Here is a 21,577-nt window from a genome sequence, read left to right on the forward strand (position 1 = left end):
AAATGATCGGTAACGAGTTGTGCTCAAACAGAAAAGGCAATCGTTCGATTGCCTTTAAATATTATTTGATTAAATGTTTAATCTGGATTAACTCATGATCTTCCAGGTATCTCCATCTTCCTCGAGGTAAATCTTTTTTAGTTAAGTTGCCATAAACTACGCGATCTAATTTCTCTACGCTATAACCCAGGTGTTCGAAAATACGACGAACAATTCTGTTTTTACCGCTGTGAATTTGAATACCGATTTCTTTTTTGGTTCCACCGGCAACGTACGAGATGTTGTCTGGTTTAATCAAGCCATCCTCAAGCTCTAAACCGAAAGCGATTTTATTTAAATCTCCCTGAGATAATGATTTGTCTAACTCAACATTGTAAATTTTGGTGATGCCATTTTTTGGGTGCGATAATTTATCCGCTAAATCACCATCATTTGTCATCAACAATAAACCAGTTGTGTTACGATCTAAGCGGCCAACTGGGTAAATGCGCTCACGACTAGCTTTGTCTACCAATTGCATTACAGTACGGCGCTCTTGAGGATCATCTGTTGTTGTGATGTAATCCTTCGGCTTGTTTAACAACACATAAACTTTTTTCTCCCGCTTAAGTAATTCGCCATTGTAACGAATTAAATCTTTTGCTGGATCAACTTTATGGCCTAATTCTGTAACAGCTTCGCCATTTACTGTTACTACGCCTGCAGCAATTAACTCATCAGCTTTACGGCGAGAGCAAATGCCGGCGTTTGAAATATATCTATTAAGGCGAATAAGGCCTTTGTCTTCGTTTGTTTTGCGTGCAGGTGCAATCACCGTTCTTTCCGGACGGTTAAACTCTGTATCTCTAGGTTGCGATTCTTCGCGTTTTCTAAACGGACGAGAATCGCCTTCTCTTGCTTCCCTTGGTTTTACATCTCTTGAACTTCCAGCACTTGGTCTGAATCCATCAGATTTGCCTTTGGATTTGAAATCCTTGTAACCACCTTCTCTTGGTTTAAAATCTCTTGATCCACCATCTTTCGATTTGAAATCGCGTTCGCCGGTTCTTGGTTTATAATCTCTCGGTCCACCTTCTCTTGGTTTGAAGTCACGTTCGCCAGTTCTCGGTTTAAAATCTCTCGAATCTCCATCCTTAGATTTGAAATCACGCTCTCCACGCTCTCCTGTTCTTGGTTTATAATCTCTTGAGCCACCTTCTCTTGATTTAAAATCTCTATCTCCTGTTCTTGGTTTGTAATCTCTTGATCCACCTTCTCTCGGCTTGAAGTCGCGATCGCCACTTTTTGATTTGTAATCCCTTGATCCGCCATCTTTTGATTTGTAGCTACGTTCTTCTGATCTTGCTCCAGAATCTTTCGATTTGAATTCACGATCGCCAAATTTAAAACTTTGTGGTTCCGAATCTTTCGATTTGAAATCGCGGCTTCCTGATCTAGGTTTGAAATCTTTTTTGTCTCCGAATGATTTTGATTTGAAATCTTTATTGTCTGAACTTCTAGGTCTGAAGTTATCTCTTGAGTCGGATGATTTTTTGAATTTACTGTCTTTGTCGTCTGATTTTCTTCTATCAGATCCGGCATCATTGCTTCTGCCTTCTGTTCTCCGGTTTCCCGATTTGGACTTGTCATCCCGACTGTTCCTGTTGTCTTTATTTATCATGATACGCTTTTAGCCGCATCCTAAAATGCGGGCTGCAAATTTATGAAAAATTGATGAACATTACAATTGTTGAGTAGCGAAAATTTTAATCAAAAAATAGCCTCTAAAATAGAAAAAAGCATCGAAAAATCAAAATTTAAAATCCACGTTTAAAGCACTTTAGACGCCGATTTCAGAGGGTATTTCTGTAACTATTTGATAATGTGGTTATTATTTTTTAGCTTTGCCGACGTTTTTATATAAGTTCACCAAAAAAAGGAGGAAGATGTTAAAGAAACACAGCGTACCATTTGCGGTAGTGGCAACACTATTTATCTTGGCAAAAGTGTTCACTTACCAAATGCCCTTAGTACCAAAAAGTCTTTCAAAAGAAGCAAATTTAAACACTACAATAACAAAAACTGACAGCGTAAAAGTTGTAGAGGTAGCCAAACCTCAGTCGTTAATGGCTCAGTTAAACTTCGCGGATGAAACCTTGCCATTAGGCGATAAAAAGGTAGAGAGAAAAATGAAAAAAATTCTTGCCGCACACAATTTCAAGCACATGCAAACAAATGTTTTGCATCAAAAAGCAGCCAAATGGTTCCCGGTAATTGAACCAATTCTTGCTGCTTACGGAATCCCTAATGATTTCAAGTATTTAGCTCTGGTTGAATCTGGAACGGCTATGGGTGTTTCGCCAAAAGGTGCTGCTGGTATTTGGCAATTTATGCCTGGTACAGCCCGTACTTACGGCCTAAAGGTAAACAGCAGTGTTGATGAACGCTATAATTTGCGAAAATCTACAGTTGCTGCCTGTAAATACATTAAAGAAATGTATAGAGGTTTAGAGAGCTGGACTTTAGTTGCTGCAGCCTATAACGTAGGCGATGGCCGCTTGCGTAAGCAGATCAATAATCAAAATCAAGACAATTATTACAAAATGAAGTTAAACCGCGAAACCGGTGGCTACGTTTATAAAGTAATTTCGATGAAGCAGATTATGGAACATCCGAAACGCTACGGATACAAAAAAGAGCGAGTATTATTGGCCTATAACGGCGAATAACATTATTAAGGTAAAAACAAAGCATTTGGTAAGGCGTCCGGATTTAATTCTGGACGCTTTTTTTATGCAGATGATTTCATCATTGGCCGCAGATTAACAGATATCTTTATTAAATAGACGATGAGCGTTCGTTTTGCCCAGTCTTCCAGCTTTAGTTTCTGTGCTTTTAAATTTCATCCAGTTGTTTTTGGTCACACATTTTCAGTTTTCCTTTTTTATATGGTGATGGGAGATCTTGGACTCTTCTTAGGGTATTAATCTTTGCTCCTTGTTCTTTAATCCTTGTTCCTTTATCTTTGATCCTAACTATGTTCAAACTTCGCATTAACAATATCATCAATCAACCCGGAGATAACATTACATTCCAATTTGAGGATGTAGAAGGCAATTATCCAAAATATCTTGCTGGTCAGTTTGTGTCCTTGATTTTTGAAGGTAAAAACAGAGAAGTGCGTCGGTCGTATTCATTTAACAGCTCACCAGATGTAGATGAGCCGCTTGCGATTACCGTTAAGCGGGTAGAGAATGGAGAGATTTCCAGGTTTTTGCACCATAAAACAGCGCTTAATGATATTCTTTATGCACAAGAACCCCAGGGTTTGTTTAGTTATTTGCCTGAGGAGCAATTAAAAAGAGATCTGTTTCTTTTTGCAGCCGGAGTTGGCATTACGCCGCTTTTCTCCATTTTAAAAACCGCTTTGGTAAGAGAGAAATATTCCTTGATCACTTTAATATATAGTAACCGATCAAAAGAAGATGCGCTGTTTTACGATGAACTTAACGAGTGGCAGCAAAAATATCCCGAAAGATTAAAAATTGTTTGGGTATTTAGCAATAGCAAAAACCTGATGACTGCCCGTTTGAACAAATTTTATATCGAAAAGTTACTCAAAGAACATTTGCACTTCAAAAGAGAGGATGCTTTATTCTATACTTGCGGGCCAATTATTTATATGGATTTGTGTAGAATTACTTTGTTAGGGATGGGTTTTGATATCAAGCAGATTAAAAGAGAAACTTTTGTATTGCCAGAAGATGAAGTTGATGAAGATGATAGTACGGAGAAAGTGGTTGATAAAAATAGCTACTCTGTAATTTTATGTTTTCAGGGTACACGTTACAACCTCGATATTCCATGGCCAAAGCGAATTTTAGATGTGGCACTGGAGAATAAAATTAAACTTCCTTACAGTTGTCGCGGCGGTGTTTGCAGTACTTGCGTAGCCAACTGTACTAAAGGCAATGTCCGGATGGATTACAACGAAGTGCTAACTGATGAAGAGATTGAGCGGGGTAGGGTTTTGGTGTGTACCGGTCGCCCGACAGAAAATGGAACGACGATTGAGTGGTAAAGGATGAGACTTTGTTAATGTAACGTTATAATGCTTGGAGATGTGGGAGTGAGTGAAATTACTAGAAGCATGGAGAGCTTGAAGAAAAGATTTTCGGACTTTATCAAATCATTGTTACCTACAGTTTTATTACGCTGTTTAGTTTTTTCTTGCAAGAAATAGTAGTCCGAATGTCAGAGGTGCAATTATAAAATATAAAATTCCTGAGATGTATGTCCAATTATGATACTTGGAGATTGTCCTTGTCAGCCGATGTCTATAAGCAATTAGCCCCATAAAAATTGGTGCTACAAGAGTTAAATACAAACTCCCTACAGAAGCCATTCCTGACCATTTCCAAAGTAATGTCGTAAGTACAACAAGTAAAAGTCCTCCATAAGTTACAAAAACCATAAGTAGTTCTGGTATCGGGGCATTCAATATCTCTTCATTTTTTATCTGCCTAATTAGCATCAAAAAATATAAAAGTCCTATCAACGGGAGAATGACATGGATTACCAGCACTATAATTATCTCCTTAGTTGTCATTGGTTATAGTCAGCTTGTTGGTAAAGTTGCAGTCAACCGCTAGCTTTACGCAACCCATTTCGTTTTAAACATCTTTAAGCGAATATAAGAGTTTGGCTCAACTATTAACTCCTTTAAAACCCGTTGCCCAAAAACCAAGAGTCAAAAACCGACGTTTATTGATTGATGAAAAAACATTTTCTTTATTTTATTTTTTTTAATCTTTTCTGCCTATTTGCTTTTGCGCAAAGTATGGATAAAGATTCACTCTCCATCAAAAGAGAAGTTGCAAATAAACAATACGTAAATCTATACAAAGAAAACGCCGATTTTTCCTATACTTCTCCTGCAGGCGAACTCGGTGCGCCATCAAAATATGTAATCAATGGCAGGTTAACTACAACTTATATGCTTTTGGGCAGTTATAAATCACCAATAGCGTTCGCAATTATTCCCGATTTTACCGTAAGGGTTAGAAATGAATTTTCTGCTGGCGTTCGAACGCCGAGTTATCGTTTAGGTTTTGCTGCATATGCTCGCTTAAATACCAATCCTGAAAATTACAAGTATGCAGAGATGGCGTTTACGCACCATTCTAATGGGCAGGACCAAGAGGCGATTAATCCGGATGGAACGGTCAACACCCTTACGGGGAATTTTAATGCCAACTATTTAACCGCATCATATCGATTTGGTCATCTTATTCCAGGCCGCACCGATGAAAATTATTATTCCGTTAATCATCGTGTAGGCTTGCAATGGCATAAATTCTTTAGATATGAACCTGCCCTGGATTTGGGTTTTGGCTTTACAAGGATCGTCTATAATTTCTCCTTGAGAAAATACGATGATATTGAAAAAAAAGCCAGAAACAAAGCGAATGTTAAAACCGAGAAGGAAACCTGGCGTTTAAATAGTGAGATTTCTTACGCAGTGAATAAAATTCCATCGAAAAATCTAATGAATTTACAGAAGCGGTTAAATGCTGAAGTTAACTTCAATTACAGTTTTCCGTTTATGAATAACGTGTTTCTGATGGCTGCAGTTGGTTATTATGGAGAAGATAATTATAACATTTACTTCCAGGATCACTATGGCTATTTGCGTTTCGGTTTTTCGTCAGGTTTTCTGCGAAACAGGAGTAAACATTATGACAATTAATCCTTAATACAGATTGGTTTAGACTTTCTTTTTGATAAAATTTTTAGCATTTTTGCGGATTGAAATTTAGTGTGTTTTCAGCCTGAATTTCATCCCAACTTTTGAACAAAATATGAGCAATAAATCTGTCGACCTCGGCGAGCAAAAAGATGTAGAAGTATATGGTGCGAGGGTACATAATTTAAAAAATATAGATGTAAGTTTCCCCCGAAACCAACTGGTAGTGATTACCGGTTTAAGTGGAAGTGGGAAATCATCCTTAGCTTTTGATACCATTTACGCAGAAGGCCAGCGCCGCTACATGGAAACATTTAGTGCTTACAGCCGACAGTTTATGGGGGGGATGGAGCGCCCTGATGTAGACAAGGTATCTGGTTTAAGTCCGGTAATTGCCATTGAACAAAAAACCACCAGTAAGAATCCACGCTCTACCGTTGGAACCATCACTGAGATTTATGATTTTATGCGTTTGCTTTACGCCCGTGTAGCCGATGCTTACTCGTACAATACAGGTGAGAAAATGGAACGCATGAGCGAAGATCAGATTCTGCAAAACATCTTCAATAAATTTGATGGGAGTGCTGTAAACATTCTGGCGCCTGTAGTTAAGGGTAGAAAAGGCCATTATCGTGAGCTTTTTGAACAAATCCGTAAACAAGGTTATGTTAAAGTTCGCGTTGATGGAGAAATCAAAGATATTACGGCCAAAATGCAGGTCGATCGTTATAAAATCCACGATATTGAAGTGGTTATTGATCGTTTAATTGTTGATGATAAAGACAAGAAGCGTCTTTTGGATTCGGTTCAAACGGCCATGAAAATGGGTAAAGGCGTCATCAAAATCAGTGATAAGGATAATAATGTCGCTCACTTCAGTAAATTCCTGATGTGCCCAACTACCGGTATTTCTTACGATGAGCCTCAGCCAAATAGTTTTTCGTTTAACTCACCTTATGGTGCTTGCGAACGTTGTGATGGTTTGGGATATATCTTCGTTGTGGATAAGGAATCGGTTATGCCGAATCCAAAATTGAGCATCTTAAATGGTGGTTTGGCTCCACTTGGCGAATATCGCGATATCTGGATGTTCCAGGTATTAAAAGCTTTGGCAAAAAAATACAGTTTCTCTTTATCTACACCGATTGATAAATTGAGTGATGAGGTGATCAATATTATTTTAAATGGTTCTCATGATCTGATCAAAGTTGAAGTAGAATATAACAAATGGAATGTTCAGAATTATAACATCACTTTCGATGGTATAATTAAAATGTTAGAGGAGCAGAACGAGAAGCGAAGCGAATCTGCATCTGATGATATGGATGCTTTTCGGAAATTGAAAACTTGTCCGGAGTGCCATGGTGCTCGTTTGAAAAAGGAAAGTTTACATTTCAAGGTTGATGGCAAAAATATTTTTGAGCTTGCTTCGATGGATATCAATAATCTTCATGCCTGGTTTGAGCATGTTGATGACCGGCTTTCTGATCGCCAGCATATTATCGCAAAAGAAATTTTAAAAGAGATAAAAGCGAGGATTGGTTTCTTAACCGATGTTGGTCTAACTTATCTAACGTTAGATCGTACTGCCCGTACGCTTTCTGGTGGAGAAGCACAACGGATCCGTTTGGCTACTCAAATCGGTTCGCAACTAATGAATGTAATGTACATTCTGGATGAGCCAAGTATCGGTTTACACCAGCGAGATAACGAGCGCCTGATTAATGCGTTAAAAAATCTCCGTGATTTAGGTAATACCGTTTTGGTTGTTGAACACGATAAGGATATGATTTTGGAAGCCGATTGGGTGATTGATGTTGGGCCAGGAGCAGGGATTCATGGCGGAACAGTAGTTGCTGAAGGAACTGCGAAAGAAATTTTAAAATCGAAAACCTTAACCGCGGCATACTTAAATGGCGAGAAAAAGATAGAAACGCCGAAGGTTCGTAGAAAAGGGAATGGACACAAACTTTCCATCATTAAAGCTACAGGTCATAACCTGAAAGAAGTTTCTGTAGATTTTCCTTTAGGCAAATTTATTGCGGTAACTGGGGTTTCAGGATCAGGGAAGTCGAGTTTGATTACAGAAACGCTGTATCCAATTTTAAATCACCATTTTTTTAGAGCGAAGAAAACACCGCTTCCTTACGAAAAAATTACTGGTTTAAAAGAAATAGATAAGGTGATTGAAATTGATCAGGCTCCAATCGGGAGAACGCCACGTTCAAATCCATCAACATATACGGGTGTTTTTTCTGATATCAGAAATCTATTTGTACAACTTCCTGAAGCGAAAATTCGGGGTTATAAACCTGGCCGTTTCTCTTTTAATGTAAAAGGAGGAAGATGCGAAACTTGCCAGGGCGCTGGATTGAAGGTAATAGAGATGAACTTTTTACCAGACGTTCAGGTTCCTTGCGAAGAATGCGGTGGAAAGCGCTACAATAGAGAAACTTTAGAAGTTCGTTTCCGTGGAAAATCTATTAGTGATGTGCTGGACATGAGTATAGAAGACGCCTGCGTGTTTTTCGAAAATATTCCGATCATTTATCGTAAGATCAAAACCCTTAAGGATGTTGGCTTAGGTTATATCACTTTAGGACAATCATCGGTTACTTTATCTGGTGGTGAAGCACAGCGGGTTAAGTTGGCTACTGAACTTTCGAAGAAAGACACCGGAAAAACCTTTTATATTTTAGATGAACCTACTACAGGACTTCACTTTGAAGATATCAATGTGCTTTTGGGAGTTCTGCAGGAGCTTGTAGATAAAGGAAATACCATTTTAGTGATTGAGCACAACCTGGATGTAGTTAAGGTGGCCGATTGGGTAATTGATTTGGGAGAAGAAGGCGGAGCCGGAGGGGAAGAATTCTTTTCGAGGGTACGCCCGAAGGTTTGATCCAAAACCCAATTAGCTTGACCGGAAAATTTTTGAAAAAGGAAATGGAGTGGGAGTTTAGTCATCAGTCTGAAGTCGTGAGTCAAAAGTCCGAAGTCAAAAAAGAGAAGGTCATCAAAAAAGTTAAGCAAAAAGATTAGGCTTTCATCCTTGCGAGGCACGGATCAATCTTATGACATAAGGTTGCCAATAGGGGATTAGGATTGCTTCGTTCCTCGCAATGACGGCCAGTTCATACATCATCCATTTTACACTAAAGAAATGATTTTTACCGATACCCATACCCATTTATATTATGAGCAAGATGCTGAAAAGCAAAGCCAGTTAATGGAACGTTGCTTTGAAAATGATGTAAATAGACTTTTTCTTCCCAATGTTGATGTCAAATCGATTGCAATGATTGATGATTTGGTAAGCAAATATCCAGAGAATTGTTTTGCAATGGCTGGTCTTCATCCATGTGATGTGAAGGAAGATTATCTGTCAGTTTTAGATGAAATTTACCAAAGCATTGCTGGCAGAAAAATTTATGCCATTGGTGAAATAGGAATTGATTTATATTGGGATAAAACCACATTAACTATTCAGCAAGACGCCTTCCGCAAACAAATTGCTTGGGCAAAAAAACTCGGCTTACCAATCGTAATTCACTGTCGTGAGGCTTTCGATGAAGTTTTTGAGGTATTAGAAAGCGAGCGTGACGAAAAGCTGCGGGGAATATTTCATTGCTTTACCGGCAATTTAGCTCAAGCTAAACAAGCCATCGATTTAAATTTCTATTTAGGCATTGGAGGCGTAGTAACCTATAAAAAAGCAGGACTAGATCTTGTTTTGTCGGAAATTCCTTTGGAAAATTTAGTTCTTGAAACTGATTCACCATATTTAGCGCCTGTTCCTTTTCGTGGAAAACCAAATGAAAGCAGTTATCTAATTTACATTGCTCAAAAATTAGCTGATATTTATGGTGTTTCGGTGGAAGCGATCGCCGATGTAACTACTGAAAATTCAAAAAAGATTTTTGGTGTTTAAATCACGGTAGTTTCTGCGTAAATCACCTTAATCTGCGGGAGATTTTCGTTTCTAATTGAGTCGATTTGATTTTTCCCGCTGATGCCGCAAATTTCGCAGATTTTTTGCCATGGATCGCTTCGATTGTTGATTTTTTTCTCAGCTTATACTGATTTTTCCTTTCTTCGTTTTTAGCATAACCATTAAGATCCTGAAATAAATTCAGGTTGACGATCGCTCATGCGGATCGTTCATCCCGAGTTCTTCCTGTAGATCGTTCATTCAAACAATTCAGTTTAGCCACCTTCTCAATCTCAATTCCGACCAGTATCAGCGCAAAACTATCACTCAATTATATTCGTTGTATTAACAGTTATAATTAATATTTCATTTTTGTTTAGCTATATAATCAATCTCATAAATAAAATGCCAAATTCGCCTAAATAATTATCAATATTAAAAATAACTATTTTCATCTCTAAATTTTTAGTTTCTTTGCGTTGAGCAACCAAAACCAACCAAATGACAAAGATTCTAATAATTTATACCGGTGGTACCATCGGTATGGTAAACGATCCCGTAAACGGAATGTTAATTCCTTTCAATTTCGAACAGATTAAAGAAAATGTTCCGGAATTAAGTCGTTTAGATTATCATTTAGATGTTCACTCGTTCACTCCTGTATTAGATTCTTCTAACATGGATCCAGAGATTTGGAAAACTTTGGCAGAGTTGATTAACACCAAATATGATCTTTATGACGGCTTTGTTATTTTGCATGGCTCAGATACCATGGCTTTTACGGCCTCGGCGCTCAGTTTTATGCTCGAAAATTTAGGTAAAGCTGTTGTTTTAACAGGTTCTCAGCTGCCCATCGGCGAAATCAGGACAGATGCAAAGGAAAATCTCATCACTGCGTTGGAAATCGCAGCGACAAAAGAGGATGGAAAATCACTGTTTCCGGAAGTTTGCATTTATTTCGACGCTCAGTTATTCAGAGGTAATCGTTCTATAAAATACAATAGCGAAAAGTTTGAGGCTTTCCGTTCACCAAATTATCCTGTTTTGGCCGAAGCTGGTGTGCATTTGCAATTCAACACCAATTATGTAATGAAAGCGCCAGATGGGAAACTTAAACTCAATACCAACTTTAATTCTAACATCGGTGTGTTAAAGTTATATCCAGGCATAACGCCTCAGGCTGTGTCAGCGATTACCGATTCTAAAGTCGACGCCATCATTTTAGAAGCTTTTGGATCTGGCAATACCACTACTGCCCAATGGTTTTTAGATAGTCTTCGCAAGGCTATTTTAAACGGTAAAATCATCATCGATATTTCTCAATGCAAAAAGGGATCGGTGCACTTAGGTAGGTACGAAACCAGTCGCGAGTTATTAAAAATGGGCATTATTAGTGGTTACGACCTTACTTTTGAAGCTGCGGTAACTAAACTAATGTATGTTTTAGGCCTCGGCTTACCTTTAGAAGAAAGCCGGAAGTTAATGGATGAATCATTACGTGGTGAATTAACAAAAGATTAATTATTGGTTTGAAAGGCAAATGCAGGTGCATTTTTTAAGGCAACTCCCGCTATCCGTTTAATCTTTTTGTCAATGTGTTCGCAACTCCCATCGGTTGAGCTACAAAAAGTATTTCACTACTATCGGGCTTAGGTGGCCAATTACTGCAAAAAAACATCAAACAAGGGTTCATCAAGAAATTCGGTAAGTAAAACTTCTGCAATTATGAGCACCATCATTTCGGTTGTTCGTATTTAGCACTATTTTTGTTAATAAATCCGTCATGCTGAACTTGATTCAGCATCTATTCAATAAGACCCTGAAATAGATTCAGGGTGACAAACAGATAAATCATGAAAATAGAACAAATATATACTGGGTGTTTGGCAGAGGCCGCTTATTACATTGAAAGTAACGGCGAAGCTGCGATTATAGATCCACTGAGAGAAGTTGGAACTTATTTGAAGAAAGCTGAGAAAGCTGGCGCAATAATTAAGTATATTTTTGAAACCCATTTTCATGCAGATTTTGTTTCTGGCCACGTGGATTTAGCCGATAAATCTGGCGCTAAAATTATCTACGGACCAACCGCCAAAACAGAATTTGAATCGCACATTGCTAAAGATGGCGAGAAGTTCCAAATAGGCGATTTAACCATTACGGCTTTGCATACGCCTGGTCATACCTTAGAATCGACCACTTATTTATTAACTGATGAGAATGGAAAAGATCATTGTATTTTTAGTGGCGATACGCTATTTATAGGAGATGTTGGTCGTCCGGATTTAGCGCAGAAAGGTAATTTAACCATGGAAGATTTAGCAGGAATGCTTTACGATTCTCTAAATGAAAAAATCAAGCCCTTAGCCGATGATGTGATAGTGTATCCTGCACATGGTGCGGGTTCTGCTTGCGGAAAAAGCATGAGCAAGGAAACTTTTGATACCTTAGGTCATCAAAAAGAAGTGAATTACGCACTTAAGGCACAAACCAAAGAACAATTTATATCAGAAGTTACGGATGGTATTATGCCTCCTCCACAGTATTTTGCTAAAAATGCTGCGATAAATAAAGGCGGTGTAGAAAGTATTGATGGCATTTATGAAAAAGGTTTAAATGCTTTAACGCCACAAGCTTTTGAAGATACCGCGAACCAAACCGGAGCAATTATGCTCGATACCCGCGACCCACAAGTCTTTGCAAAAGGATTTATTCCTAATGCCATTAACATCGGCCTGAATGGGCAGTTTGCCCCTTGGGTTGGCGCACTAATTACCGATTTAAATCAACCCATTTTGTTGATTACTGATGGAGGAAAAGAGGAGGAAACCATCACCCGCTTAACTCGTGTGGGTTATGACAGTACAATTGGATATCTGAATGGTGGTTTTGAACGGTGGACTGATGCCGGAAAAGAAATTGATACTATCGAAACCATTTCAGCAGAAATTTTTGAAAAAGCCGTAACAGAACAAGAAATAATCGCCCTTGATGTTCGTAAACCGGGTGAATATGAATCGGAACATTTGGAATTTACTTTAAGTCGCCCTTTGGATTTTATTAACGATTGGATGGGAGAGATTGACCCAAATAAAACTTATTATATTCATTGTGCGGGCGGTTACCGATCGATGATTGCGGCCTCTATTCTAAAATCTCGTGGCGTAGAGCATGTAATTGATATCGCTGGTGGTTACGGGGCTATTAAGAATACAGGTTTAAAAAGAACCGATTTTGCTTGCCCGAGTAAGGCGATGAAAGTTTAGCAGGAAGTGGAAAGTAGTGAATGGGAAATAGAAAATTTGGAAATAGAAAAACGCATATCTATTATTAATGCGGTTGATTAAAACATTTGATCAATACCTATTCGCAAATTTCTATTGAGAAGTAAATTGATGTAAGTACTTATCTATTTCCTATTCCCAATTTCCGTATAAATAAGCACTCTCCTATTCCAAATCTCTATTATCTTTTAAATCATTAAAATTGACAAAATCTACTCAATACGATATCATCATCATTGGCGCTGGGCCGATTGGAATGGCTTGTGCAATTGAAGCGCAGAAGGCTAATTTGAGCTACCTGATTATTGAAAAGGGTGCTTTAGTAAACAGCCTTTTTAATTATCCGGTTTTCATGACATTCTTTTCCACGTCTCAAAAGCTGGAGATTGGTGATACGCCCTTTGTTACCATCAACCCGAAACCAAATCGCAACGAAGCCGTTGAATATTATCGTAGAGTTGCTGAAAAGTTCGATTTAAAAATCAACCTTTTTGAAACAGTTAAACAGGTTTTGAAACAAGGTGAGGACTTTGAAGTTAGTACGACAAAGGCAAGTTATACTGCAAAAAATGTAGTGGTAGCTACAGGATTTTATGACGTTCCATTATTAATGAATATCCCTGGCGAAGATTTGCCCAAAGTGACTCATTATTACAAAGATCCGCATTTGTATGCTTTTCAAAATGTGGTAGTAGTTGGAGCAAACAATTCTGGCGTTGATGCTGCTTTAGAAACTTACCGTAAAGGGGCAAATGTTACAATGGTGGTTCGCAGCGGCGAAATGGGTCCTCACGTAAAATATTGGGTTCGTCCAGATATTGAAAACAGGATTAAAGAAGGAGCAATCACTGCTCATTTCCATTCAGAATTACTCGAAATTAGAGAAGGCGAAGTTGATATTAAAACGCCTGATGGTATTAAAACAATTGCCAATGATTTTGTAATCGCTATGACAGGTTACCAGCCAGATTTTTCGATGTTGAAAAGGTTCGGAATTGATTTGCCGGAAAGTCTTTGTCCGGTCTATAATGAAGAAACCATGGAAACCAATGTCAAAGGTCTCTATTTGGCCGGTGTGGTTTGTGGAGGATTGGATACACACAAACTCTTTATCGAAAATTCAAGAGTTCATGCCGAAATGATTATCCGCAATATCATCAATTAATTTGCGTTAGCATCAAATAAGAATTCCAGACCTTGATAGGCGCTGTTGTGCAAAATAGTGAGGTGACTCTCTTTTGGTAAAGGATTAAACTTCACTGATATTTTTTTATTCATACGAATCAAGTCAGCTAGGTTTTTAGCATCATCTTCCATCTTTTGGCCTTCTTTGCCAACAGCTATATAAACTTTTTTGCCATCAGTTTTATTTATTTCTGTTAATGGGTTGCGGAGCAACGATTCATTATTCCACCAAAGACTCGGACTTACAATCAGGTAATTGGAGAAAAGCTGCGGTTTCTTTAACAAAATTTCTGTAGCCAGTAATCCGCCTAGCGATTGCCCTATAATAGTTTTTGAGCTACTTGTAGTGTATTTAGAATGGATGAAGGGTTGTAGTTCCTTCTCAATAAAAGAGATGAATTTGCTTGAAAAACCTGTGGTTGGAAAATCCAGCAGATCTTTTTTAATAGTTGTTGGAAAGGTGAAGTCACGCTTCCTATCTACATTAGCAATACCAACAACAATGGTTGGAGGCATTTTCTCAATCATAGTTAAGAACTGAGCGAGGCCGGCGATGTGTATAAAGTCTTCATTCGCAGATCCATCTAAAAGATAAATTACAGGGCATGTTTTCAACGTATCTGCCGAATATCCAACCGGCAGATAAATATTTAATTTTCTGGTTTCATTTAAAATAGCCGAATGAATTTCTTCGATTGTACCAATTTCGAAAGATTGATTGGGCTTTGTGTTTTGTGCAGAAACACAATTCGCAGTAAAAAGAAAAAGGATTGAAAGAAGAAATCTCATTATTTTATGGCTTTAGGCGTCAATTATACGGGATTAATTTCTTCCTCAGCGATAGGTAAAGGATGTTTCAGCTGTAGTTTTAAAATATTTTCTACAAAATTATGAATAGCAGTTTCTACACTAGGTAAATCTTTTGAGGTAAGATACGAACCCAAAACATGATTTCCGGCTCCTGGAATGGCTATTTTCCGTTTCAAATGATCTGGTGTTCCTAACTCAGTAAACATTTTTAACATCGCATCTACGCGTACAACCGGATCTTGTTCTGTTAAGCTTTTGTAGTAATACAACATCAGCAAAGGTTGTTTTACTTTTTGGAAGGTACTTCTGGTCATCGTTCCTTCAATAAATTCCTGTAGTTCTACCAAAGATTCTATCCGGTAATTGGTGTACCAGTATTTTCGATATTCGTCAGTTCTACCCTCCACTTTTCTTTCGTCGCCTCCAACAACTTTTCTGGCAATTTGTAAGCCCCATGGATTATTTAACAACCAGGCATTTTTATCGTTTATGGCCACATTCGGAGAAAGTAAGATTAAACTATTAATCTCTGGGTAGGTTGCCGCTAATTTTAACGCAACCGTACCACCCGTAGAAGTGCCAACTAGAATTACCTTTTTTCCGAGTTTTTTACCGATGGCATAGGCCAGTTTACTGCTCTCCCACAATCGGTCAGCAGTAAAATTTTGCATAGGTGCAATGGTATCAATACCGTGATCGGCTAATCGTGATAGGTATAAATTGGCGCCAATCGCCTTCGCTAAATTTAGGTGAACCGGGTTTCCTTCAGTTTTTGATGCAGAAAATCCATGTAAATAAACTACTGCATATTCGGTTTGCTGCTGTGCGCCATTAGCCCAAATAATTTCTGCTTCATTGCCCGGTTTAATTTTATTGAGTTGCTCAATATTTTGAACATAGCCTTCCAGCTCGTTCAATTCCGGAACTTGTATTAACGCTGCGTTATACAATGGTTTTTTAGGTTTTGGGCCAAGCAAATAGCTGATCGCCAACAGTGCTGAAACCCCGAATAGAACTTTGTAACGCCTTTTCATTCTAACAAATTACTGCATTAAATGTAGCGGTTTAGCCGAAATAACAAAGAATATATTAAATAATGGTTTGGCTTTCGAGGGGATTTATTGCAGAGACTGATGTTGTTAAACCTGATCGGAGCGAACACGAATCCCAATTCTTCATTGGGAGAAGTAAAGCGGAGCGCAGGACTGAAGCAGTTTATGGCACTTCCGATGCTTTTCAAATCCTTAATATTAACGTTATTGATTCACTTTTTATGGGAAATTAGCTTAAGTTTGCAATCAAAATTTTTCGACTTAATGCCGGGAATCGATCAGATAAAAAAACCTATAGCAGCCGATATTAAAGCGTTTGAAAAAACCTTTAAAGATTCTATGCACAGCGATGCTCCATTGCTGGATAGGATTACCCATTATATTGTAAAGCAAAAGGGCAAACAAATGCGACCGATGTTTGTGTTTTTTGCAGCTAAACTGTGCGGCGGAATTACCGAATCTACCCATCGTGGTGCTGCTTTGGTGGAGCTTTTGCACACAGCTACACTTGTACATGATGATGTAGTTGATAATGCTTACGAGCGCCGGGGCTTTTTCTCCATCAATGCGTTATGGAAAAATAAAATTGCTGTTTTAGTCGGCGATTATTTATTGGCCAAAGGATTGCTACTTTCCGTAAACAATAACGAACACAGATTGTTACAAATTGTATCAGAAGCAGTAAAGCAAATGAGCGAGGGTGAATTGTTGCAGGTGGAAAAAGTGCGAAAGATGGATATTTCGGAAGAGTTGTATTTCGATGTGATTAGGCAGAAAACAGCTTCTTTAATTGCTTCCTGTTGTGCTGCAGGAGCAGCTTCTGCTGGTGCAAGTGATGAAATAATTGAAAAGATGCGCCTATTTGGTGAAAAAGTTGGAATTGCTTTTCAAATTAAAGATGACACTTTTGATTTTGGTACGGATGACGTAGGCAAGCCTTTAGGAATTGATATTAAAGAGAAAAAAGTGACTTTGCCACTAATATACGCGTTGAATAAGGCTGACAAAGCAGATAGAAAACGGATAATCAATCTGGTGAAAAATCATCAGGATGATCCGTTAAAGATTCAACAGATTATCGATTTTGTTAATGCACAACAAGGTGTTTATTATGCCAACCAAAAAATGCTGGAATACCAGAATGCTGCATTTGATATTTTGCATCAATTTGATGCAGGAGAAGCCAGAACTGGCTTAGAACAATTAGTACTTTACACTACCGAACGTAAAAAATAATGAGCAGCGAATTACTCTTCAGTTTAGGTTTCCTTTTATTTATTGTGCTGGTACTGGCTTTAGATTTGGGTCTTTTTAGCAAAAAGGAACATGTAATCAGCCTGAAACAGGCAGGTATCATGAGTGTTATCATGGTAGGTTTAGCCATCGGTTTTTACTTTCTTCTACTTACCGAAGGTCATCAGCTGCATGGAATAAGGGATTTTGCCCATTTACAGGAAATTGTAACCAAGCATCAACACCATATAACCTTAAATGCTAATGATTTCCAGGCCAGTCTCTCTACTTACAGGCAAAATTTAGGATTGGAATTTTTAACTGGTTATGTAATTGAGTATGCCTTATCTGTTGATAATATCTTTGTTATTGTATTGATATTTTCTGCATTTGCAGTGGAAGAAAAGTATTATCACCGCGTTTTATTCTGGGGTATCCTGGGCGCTATTATCATGCGTTTCATTTTTATCTTCGTTGGTGCAGCGTTGATCGCTAAGTTTGCATGGATCTTGTATCTGTTTGGTGCGTTTCTAGTTTTCACCGGTATAAAAATGTTCTTCAGCAAAGGAGAAGAAAAGATAGATCCAGAAAATCATCCGGTGGTGAAATGGGCCTCGAAAATATTCTCTATCCATCCAAAATACGAGGGCAAGAACTTTTTCGTCACCATTAACCATAAAAGATTCGTTACGCCATTATTTTTGGTCTTACTCATAGTAGAATTTACCGATTTATTATTTGCTGTCGATTCTATTCCCGCAATTTTTGCAGTAACTAAAGACCCTTATATTGTGTTTTTCTCCAATATTTTTGCCATTATGGGCTTGAGGTCAATGTTTTTCTTACTGGTTAACATTATCCATAAATTCCATTATCTAAAGGCTGGTTTGGCTGTTTTATTGGCATTTATTGGGGTAAAAATGTTGGGTCACGTTTATTTAGAGAAATTGGGTTTCACCACGCAACATTCATTAATTGTAATTTTGAGTATTCTGGTGATCAGTATTGTGGCATCACTGGTTTTCCCGAAGAAGAAAGCAGCGCATCAATAGTTTCCCCAGCGCTAAATCTTATATCCCCTTACATTTCTTATGGTATAGCTTATTCAGATCAAAAATGCAAGGTAATTAAGCGCATTGCTCTAAAGCTGAAATTTCGTGTGCGATTACAGAGGTTTGGGAAAGCAAAGGCGCTATTTCATTTTAACGGTAGTCCTGCTTTTCATTATAGCCCCGAGAAAATCGGGGGCTGCCATTTAAATCAGGTTTATATACCTGTTGTATTGAAACAGCGCCAATCCTCCGCTGATATCAACATCGAAAAATCCTAAGAATTATTCATTATATTTGATCATGCAAACATTTATAATTCAGACTGAAAGTACAGCACAAACCAAAGCAGTAAAAGATGCTTTGGATGCTTTGAATGTAAAAATGGAGCCAATAAAGGAAATTGACAATACCCCTTTACCAAGTCATATATCACAATTGCTTAATAAGTTTTTAACAGAAGCTGACAATGAAAATTTCGTTTTGCATGAAGATTTTATGGAGTACGTAAATACGAAATACGTAAAATAATTGGCTCGAAAAATCATTTGGACTCCCACAGCTAGAGAAACTTACATCTATATTCTTGAATATTTGGATGAATTTTGGGGCCAGAAATACGTAAATCATTTTATAGGCCGATCAAATAAAATTTTCAAATTAGTTTCGTTGAATCCTCAATTATTTGAAAATATTTATCAGGGAAAAGATGTGAGAAAAGGGATTCTTCATAAAAATTGTTCGTTTTTATATCGTTTTACTGAAGACCGAATTGAGTTGCTTGTTTTCTGGGCCCTTTCTGTAGAATGATGATTTATTTATTCCGCAAATGTTTGCAGAGTTAAGCACTTAAATCTGTGAAAATTCTATTAAATCTGCGGGAAATATTTTTCGCTAAAACCAATAATATTCATTTGTATTTGCACCATGGTCTCCCGCAGATCACGCTGATTTTCGCAGAATTTTAAGAGTAATCCACTAATCCATAAGCAAAATAAACGTTACAGCTTAATAGCTAACCGTAAAATTTGTACTTTCAACCCATCAATCAGCAAACCATATTCATGAAATACTTTTTATCAGCGGCACTTCTTTGTAGTGCTTTATTCGCAAATGCTCAAGATCAATTTGGAGGCGTTTTCGCGAAAATCAATACCGAAGTACAACAAAATTCCAAAGCATATCAAACACTTAAGTACGAAACTGAAAATATCGGTCACCGGTTAACGGGTTCAGCTAATGGAGCAAAGGCAGAGCAATATGCATACAACTTATTAAAATCTTACGGTTGCGAAGTAAAGTTCCAACCTTTTGAAGTGGAAAGTTGGGCGAGAGAAACAATCACTGTAGAAATTGGCGCAGACAAAAATAGCTTAGCTGCAGTTAAGGCCGTTACTTTGGCACATTCTCCTGTTAGTGCAAATATCACAGGAGAAATTGTTGATGCCGGAAATGGGTTGGAAAAGGATTACCAAACCAATCCTTCAAAATTTAAAGGGAAAATTGCTTTGATTTACCTTGGTGTTTTGCCAGGTTCTCCCGCCGGAACAAAATCATTGCACCGTTCAGAAAAAACTGCCATCGCTACTAAATATGGTGCCATTGGGGTAATTATCGTTAACACCGTAAAAGATGGTGTTTTGTTAACGGGCACAGCATCTGTTACAGGTAAACTTATTCCAATTCCTGCGGTTTGCATTGGCTTGGAAGATGGGATGGCACTCAAAGAAAAACTAAAAAGCAAAACGCAAATGGCGCATATTGGCATGATGAATTTTTCAGGTTTAATCAAGGCAAGAAATGTGATCGCTATTTTCAAAGGAACCGAAATACCAAAAGATAAAATTGTTGTTGGTGGGCATTTAGATAGCTGGGATTTAGCTACTGGAGCAATTGATAACGGGATCGGCTCGTTTGCCATTATGGATATGGCCCGTACCTTTAAAAAGTTAAACTTAAAAACGAAACGAACAGTGGAATTTGTGCTGTTTATGGGCGAAGAGCAGGGTTTACTAGGTTCTAAAGCCTATATTGATCAGGCTAAAGAAGATAAAAACCTTGGTCAAGTTAAGTTCATGCTGAATTACGACATGACCAATGATCCCAAAGGGTTTTCGACCTCTCGTGCTGAAATGAAAGATTTATTTACCGCTTGGGGCGCTGATATTGTAAAAATTGACACTGGCTTCAAGAATCTGTTCAATGCTGGCGCAGGTTTACATAGCGATCACCAACCATTCATGTTAGAAGGAATTCCGACAGGCGGTGGCTTTGGCGGAAAGTTGCCAAATAACTCCGGTCCTTTTTATCATTCTGATGGAGACTCTTTCAAACTGGTTGATGAGCAAGAACTAAAAAACACCGTTCGTTATAGTGCTATGCTAACTTATGCTTTAGCCAATACGCCCAAAATTCCAGTGGGTTTACAAGATGACGAAGAATTAAAAACGTTTCTAGAATCGCAAAACTTAAAGGAGCCGTTAACCATTGCTGGCGAATGGCGGTGGAAATAGTCTGACATAAAAGTTTAAGATTAAACCTATCATTCCGAACGAAGCGAGGCAAAAATGCTGAATTTAGCCGGTCGGAATGATAGGGTTTAAGTTTATGCTCGAGGCTTTCAGCTTTAAACTTTTCACCTTCAACTTTTCATTTTCTATTTATCCACTAATATAACTTTCCAACTGCGATATCGTTTGCTTTTGGTCGGCAATAATAAATTTTACCACATCGCCAATTGACATCATTCCTTTTACTTCGTTGTTTACAACAATAGGTAAGTGACGAATGTGCTTTTCCGTCATGAGTTGCATACAATGGTCAATGGAATCACTGGTATTAATGGTGATCGGATCAGCAGTCATTACTTCTTTGATTAGGGTGTCCTTCGAAGATTTACCCTGAAGGATGATCTTGCGGGCATAGTCGCGTTCTGTAAAAATACCGGTAAGTTTTTCGTTTTCCATCACCAGCATGGCACTTATGTTTTTCTCTGTCATTATTTTGAGCGCATCTAATACCGAAATATTCTCAGGTACTGATATCACTCTTGCTTGTTTGGTATCGAGAAGGTGTTTTACTGTTTTCATAATTGATTTATTTGGTTGAATCAATTTAAGAAATAATAAACTGAAAATCAAAGGTTTGTTTTGCATCATGCAGTTTTACAAAAGTGATACGGATATTGGTAACCTAAACCCGGCAGAAACAGCAGCCTCCGATTTTTTTTATCGGAGCTACAGTGTATGGCGGGACTGAAATAGCCGAAAATACACTGAATTTGCTTTTCAAAATCTTTCCAGAAACGC

At 38.0% G+C, this 21,577-nt stretch carries 15 protein-coding genes and 1 pseudogene; 12 read left to right on the plus strand and 4 right to left on the minus strand.

Annotated elements, in window-relative coordinates; genetic code table 11:
• Nucleotides 1-61: 61 nt before the first annotated feature.
• Nucleotides 62-1,660 carry a pseudouridine synthase gene (locus ACZZZC_RS05120; RefSeq protein WP_463486686.1) on the minus strand — a complete coding sequence of 533 codons (1,599 nt, stop codon included), beginning with the start codon at nucleotides 1,658-1,660 and terminating at the stop codon, nucleotides 62-64.
• Nucleotides 1,661-1,925: 265 nt separating this feature from the next.
• Between ACZZZC_RS05120 and ACZZZC_RS05125 the strand changes: the two genes are divergently transcribed.
• From ACZZZC_RS05125 to ACZZZC_RS05160, 8 genes and pseudogenes are all read left to right on the plus strand, one after another.
• Complete coding sequence (locus ACZZZC_RS05125) at nucleotides 1,926-2,708, plus strand: lytic transglycosylase domain-containing protein (RefSeq protein WP_265799082.1); 783 nt, start codon at nucleotides 1,926-1,928, stop codon at nucleotides 2,706-2,708.
• A 308-nt stretch (nucleotides 2,709-3,016) separates the two neighbouring features.
• Nucleotides 3,017-4,060 carry a 2Fe-2S iron-sulfur cluster-binding protein gene (locus ACZZZC_RS05130; RefSeq protein WP_463485120.1) on the plus strand — a complete coding sequence of 348 codons (1,044 nt, stop codon included), beginning with the start codon at nucleotides 3,017-3,019 and terminating at the stop codon, nucleotides 4,058-4,060.
• Nucleotides 4,061-4,819: 759 nt separating this feature from the next.
• On the plus strand, nucleotides 4,820-5,728 hold the full coding sequence (locus ACZZZC_RS05135; RefSeq protein WP_463485121.1) for a hypothetical protein: 909 nt from the start codon (nucleotides 4,820-4,822) through the stop codon (nucleotides 5,726-5,728).
• A 112-nt stretch (nucleotides 5,729-5,840) separates the two neighbouring features.
• Nucleotides 5,841-8,674: pseudogene (gene uvrA / locus ACZZZC_RS05140) on the plus strand (excinuclease ABC subunit UvrA); the annotation flags it as partial.
• A 214-nt stretch (nucleotides 8,675-8,888) separates the two neighbouring features.
• Entirely contained in the window at nucleotides 8,889-9,656 is a 768-nt protein-coding gene (locus tag ACZZZC_RS05145) for a TatD family hydrolase (RefSeq protein ID WP_463485123.1), read from the plus strand.
• Nucleotides 9,657-10,157: 501 nt separating this feature from the next.
• Nucleotides 10,158-11,177 carry an asparaginase gene (locus tag ACZZZC_RS05150; RefSeq protein ID WP_265799077.1) on the plus strand — a complete coding sequence of 340 codons (1,020 nt, stop codon included), beginning with the start codon at nucleotides 10,158-10,160 and terminating at the stop codon, nucleotides 11,175-11,177.
• A gap of 332 nt (nucleotides 11,178-11,509) precedes the next feature.
• Complete coding sequence (locus ACZZZC_RS05155) at nucleotides 11,510-12,922, plus strand: MBL fold metallo-hydrolase (protein ID WP_463485124.1); 1,413 nt, start codon at nucleotides 11,510-11,512, stop codon at nucleotides 12,920-12,922.
• A 274-nt stretch (nucleotides 12,923-13,196) separates the two neighbouring features.
• Complete coding sequence (locus tag ACZZZC_RS05160) at nucleotides 13,197-14,105, plus strand: YpdA family putative bacillithiol disulfide reductase (RefSeq protein WP_463486299.1); 909 nt, start codon at nucleotides 13,197-13,199, stop codon at nucleotides 14,103-14,105.
• Here the strand turns inward: ACZZZC_RS05160 and ACZZZC_RS05165 are convergent.
• Together ACZZZC_RS05165 and ACZZZC_RS05170 are read right to left on the minus strand one after the other, a co-directional pair.
• Nucleotides 14,102-14,914, minus strand: a complete 813-nt coding sequence (locus tag ACZZZC_RS05165; protein WP_463485125.1) for an alpha/beta hydrolase — start codon at nucleotides 14,912-14,914, stop codon at nucleotides 14,102-14,104. The two genes, ACZZZC_RS05160 and ACZZZC_RS05165, sit on opposite strands and share 4 nt — an antisense overlap.
• Nucleotides 14,915-14,937: 23 nt before the next feature.
• Entirely contained in the window at nucleotides 14,938-15,969 is a 1,032-nt protein-coding gene (locus tag ACZZZC_RS05170) for an alpha/beta hydrolase (RefSeq protein ID WP_463485126.1), read from the minus strand.
• Between the two features lie 282 nt (nucleotides 15,970-16,251).
• Between ACZZZC_RS05170 and ACZZZC_RS05175 the strand changes: the two genes are divergently transcribed.
• From ACZZZC_RS05175 to ACZZZC_RS05190, 4 genes are all read left to right on the plus strand, one after another.
• On the plus strand, nucleotides 16,252-17,223 hold the full coding sequence (locus tag ACZZZC_RS05175; protein WP_463486300.1) for a polyprenyl synthetase family protein: 972 nt from the start codon (nucleotides 16,252-16,254) through the stop codon (nucleotides 17,221-17,223).
• The gene (locus tag ACZZZC_RS05180) at nucleotides 17,223-18,272 is read left to right on the plus strand and encodes a TerC family protein (RefSeq protein WP_463485127.1); all 1,050 of its coding nucleotides are present in this window, start codon (nucleotides 17,223-17,225) and stop codon (nucleotides 18,270-18,272) included. Before ACZZZC_RS05175 ends, ACZZZC_RS05180 begins: the two co-directional genes overlap by 1 nt.
• A 300-nt stretch (nucleotides 18,273-18,572) precedes the next feature.
• A complete protein-coding gene (locus ACZZZC_RS05185) occupies nucleotides 18,573-18,800 on the plus strand; it encodes a hypothetical protein (protein ID WP_463485128.1) in 228 nt (75 codons plus the stop codon).
• Between the two features lie 533 nt (nucleotides 18,801-19,333).
• A complete protein-coding gene (locus ACZZZC_RS05190) occupies nucleotides 19,334-20,782 on the plus strand; it encodes a M20/M25/M40 family metallo-hydrolase (protein WP_463485129.1) in 1,449 nt (482 codons plus the stop codon).
• Nucleotides 20,783-20,929: 147 nt separating this feature from the next.
• On the opposite strand, the gene ACZZZC_RS05195 is transcribed toward ACZZZC_RS05190, so the two are convergent.
• Entirely contained in the window at nucleotides 20,930-21,358 is a 429-nt protein-coding gene (locus ACZZZC_RS05195) for a CBS domain-containing protein (protein WP_463485130.1), read from the minus strand.
• Nucleotides 21,359-21,577 lie beyond the last annotated feature (219 nt).

This window comes from Pedobacter sp. AC212 (genome assembly GCF_979258625.1).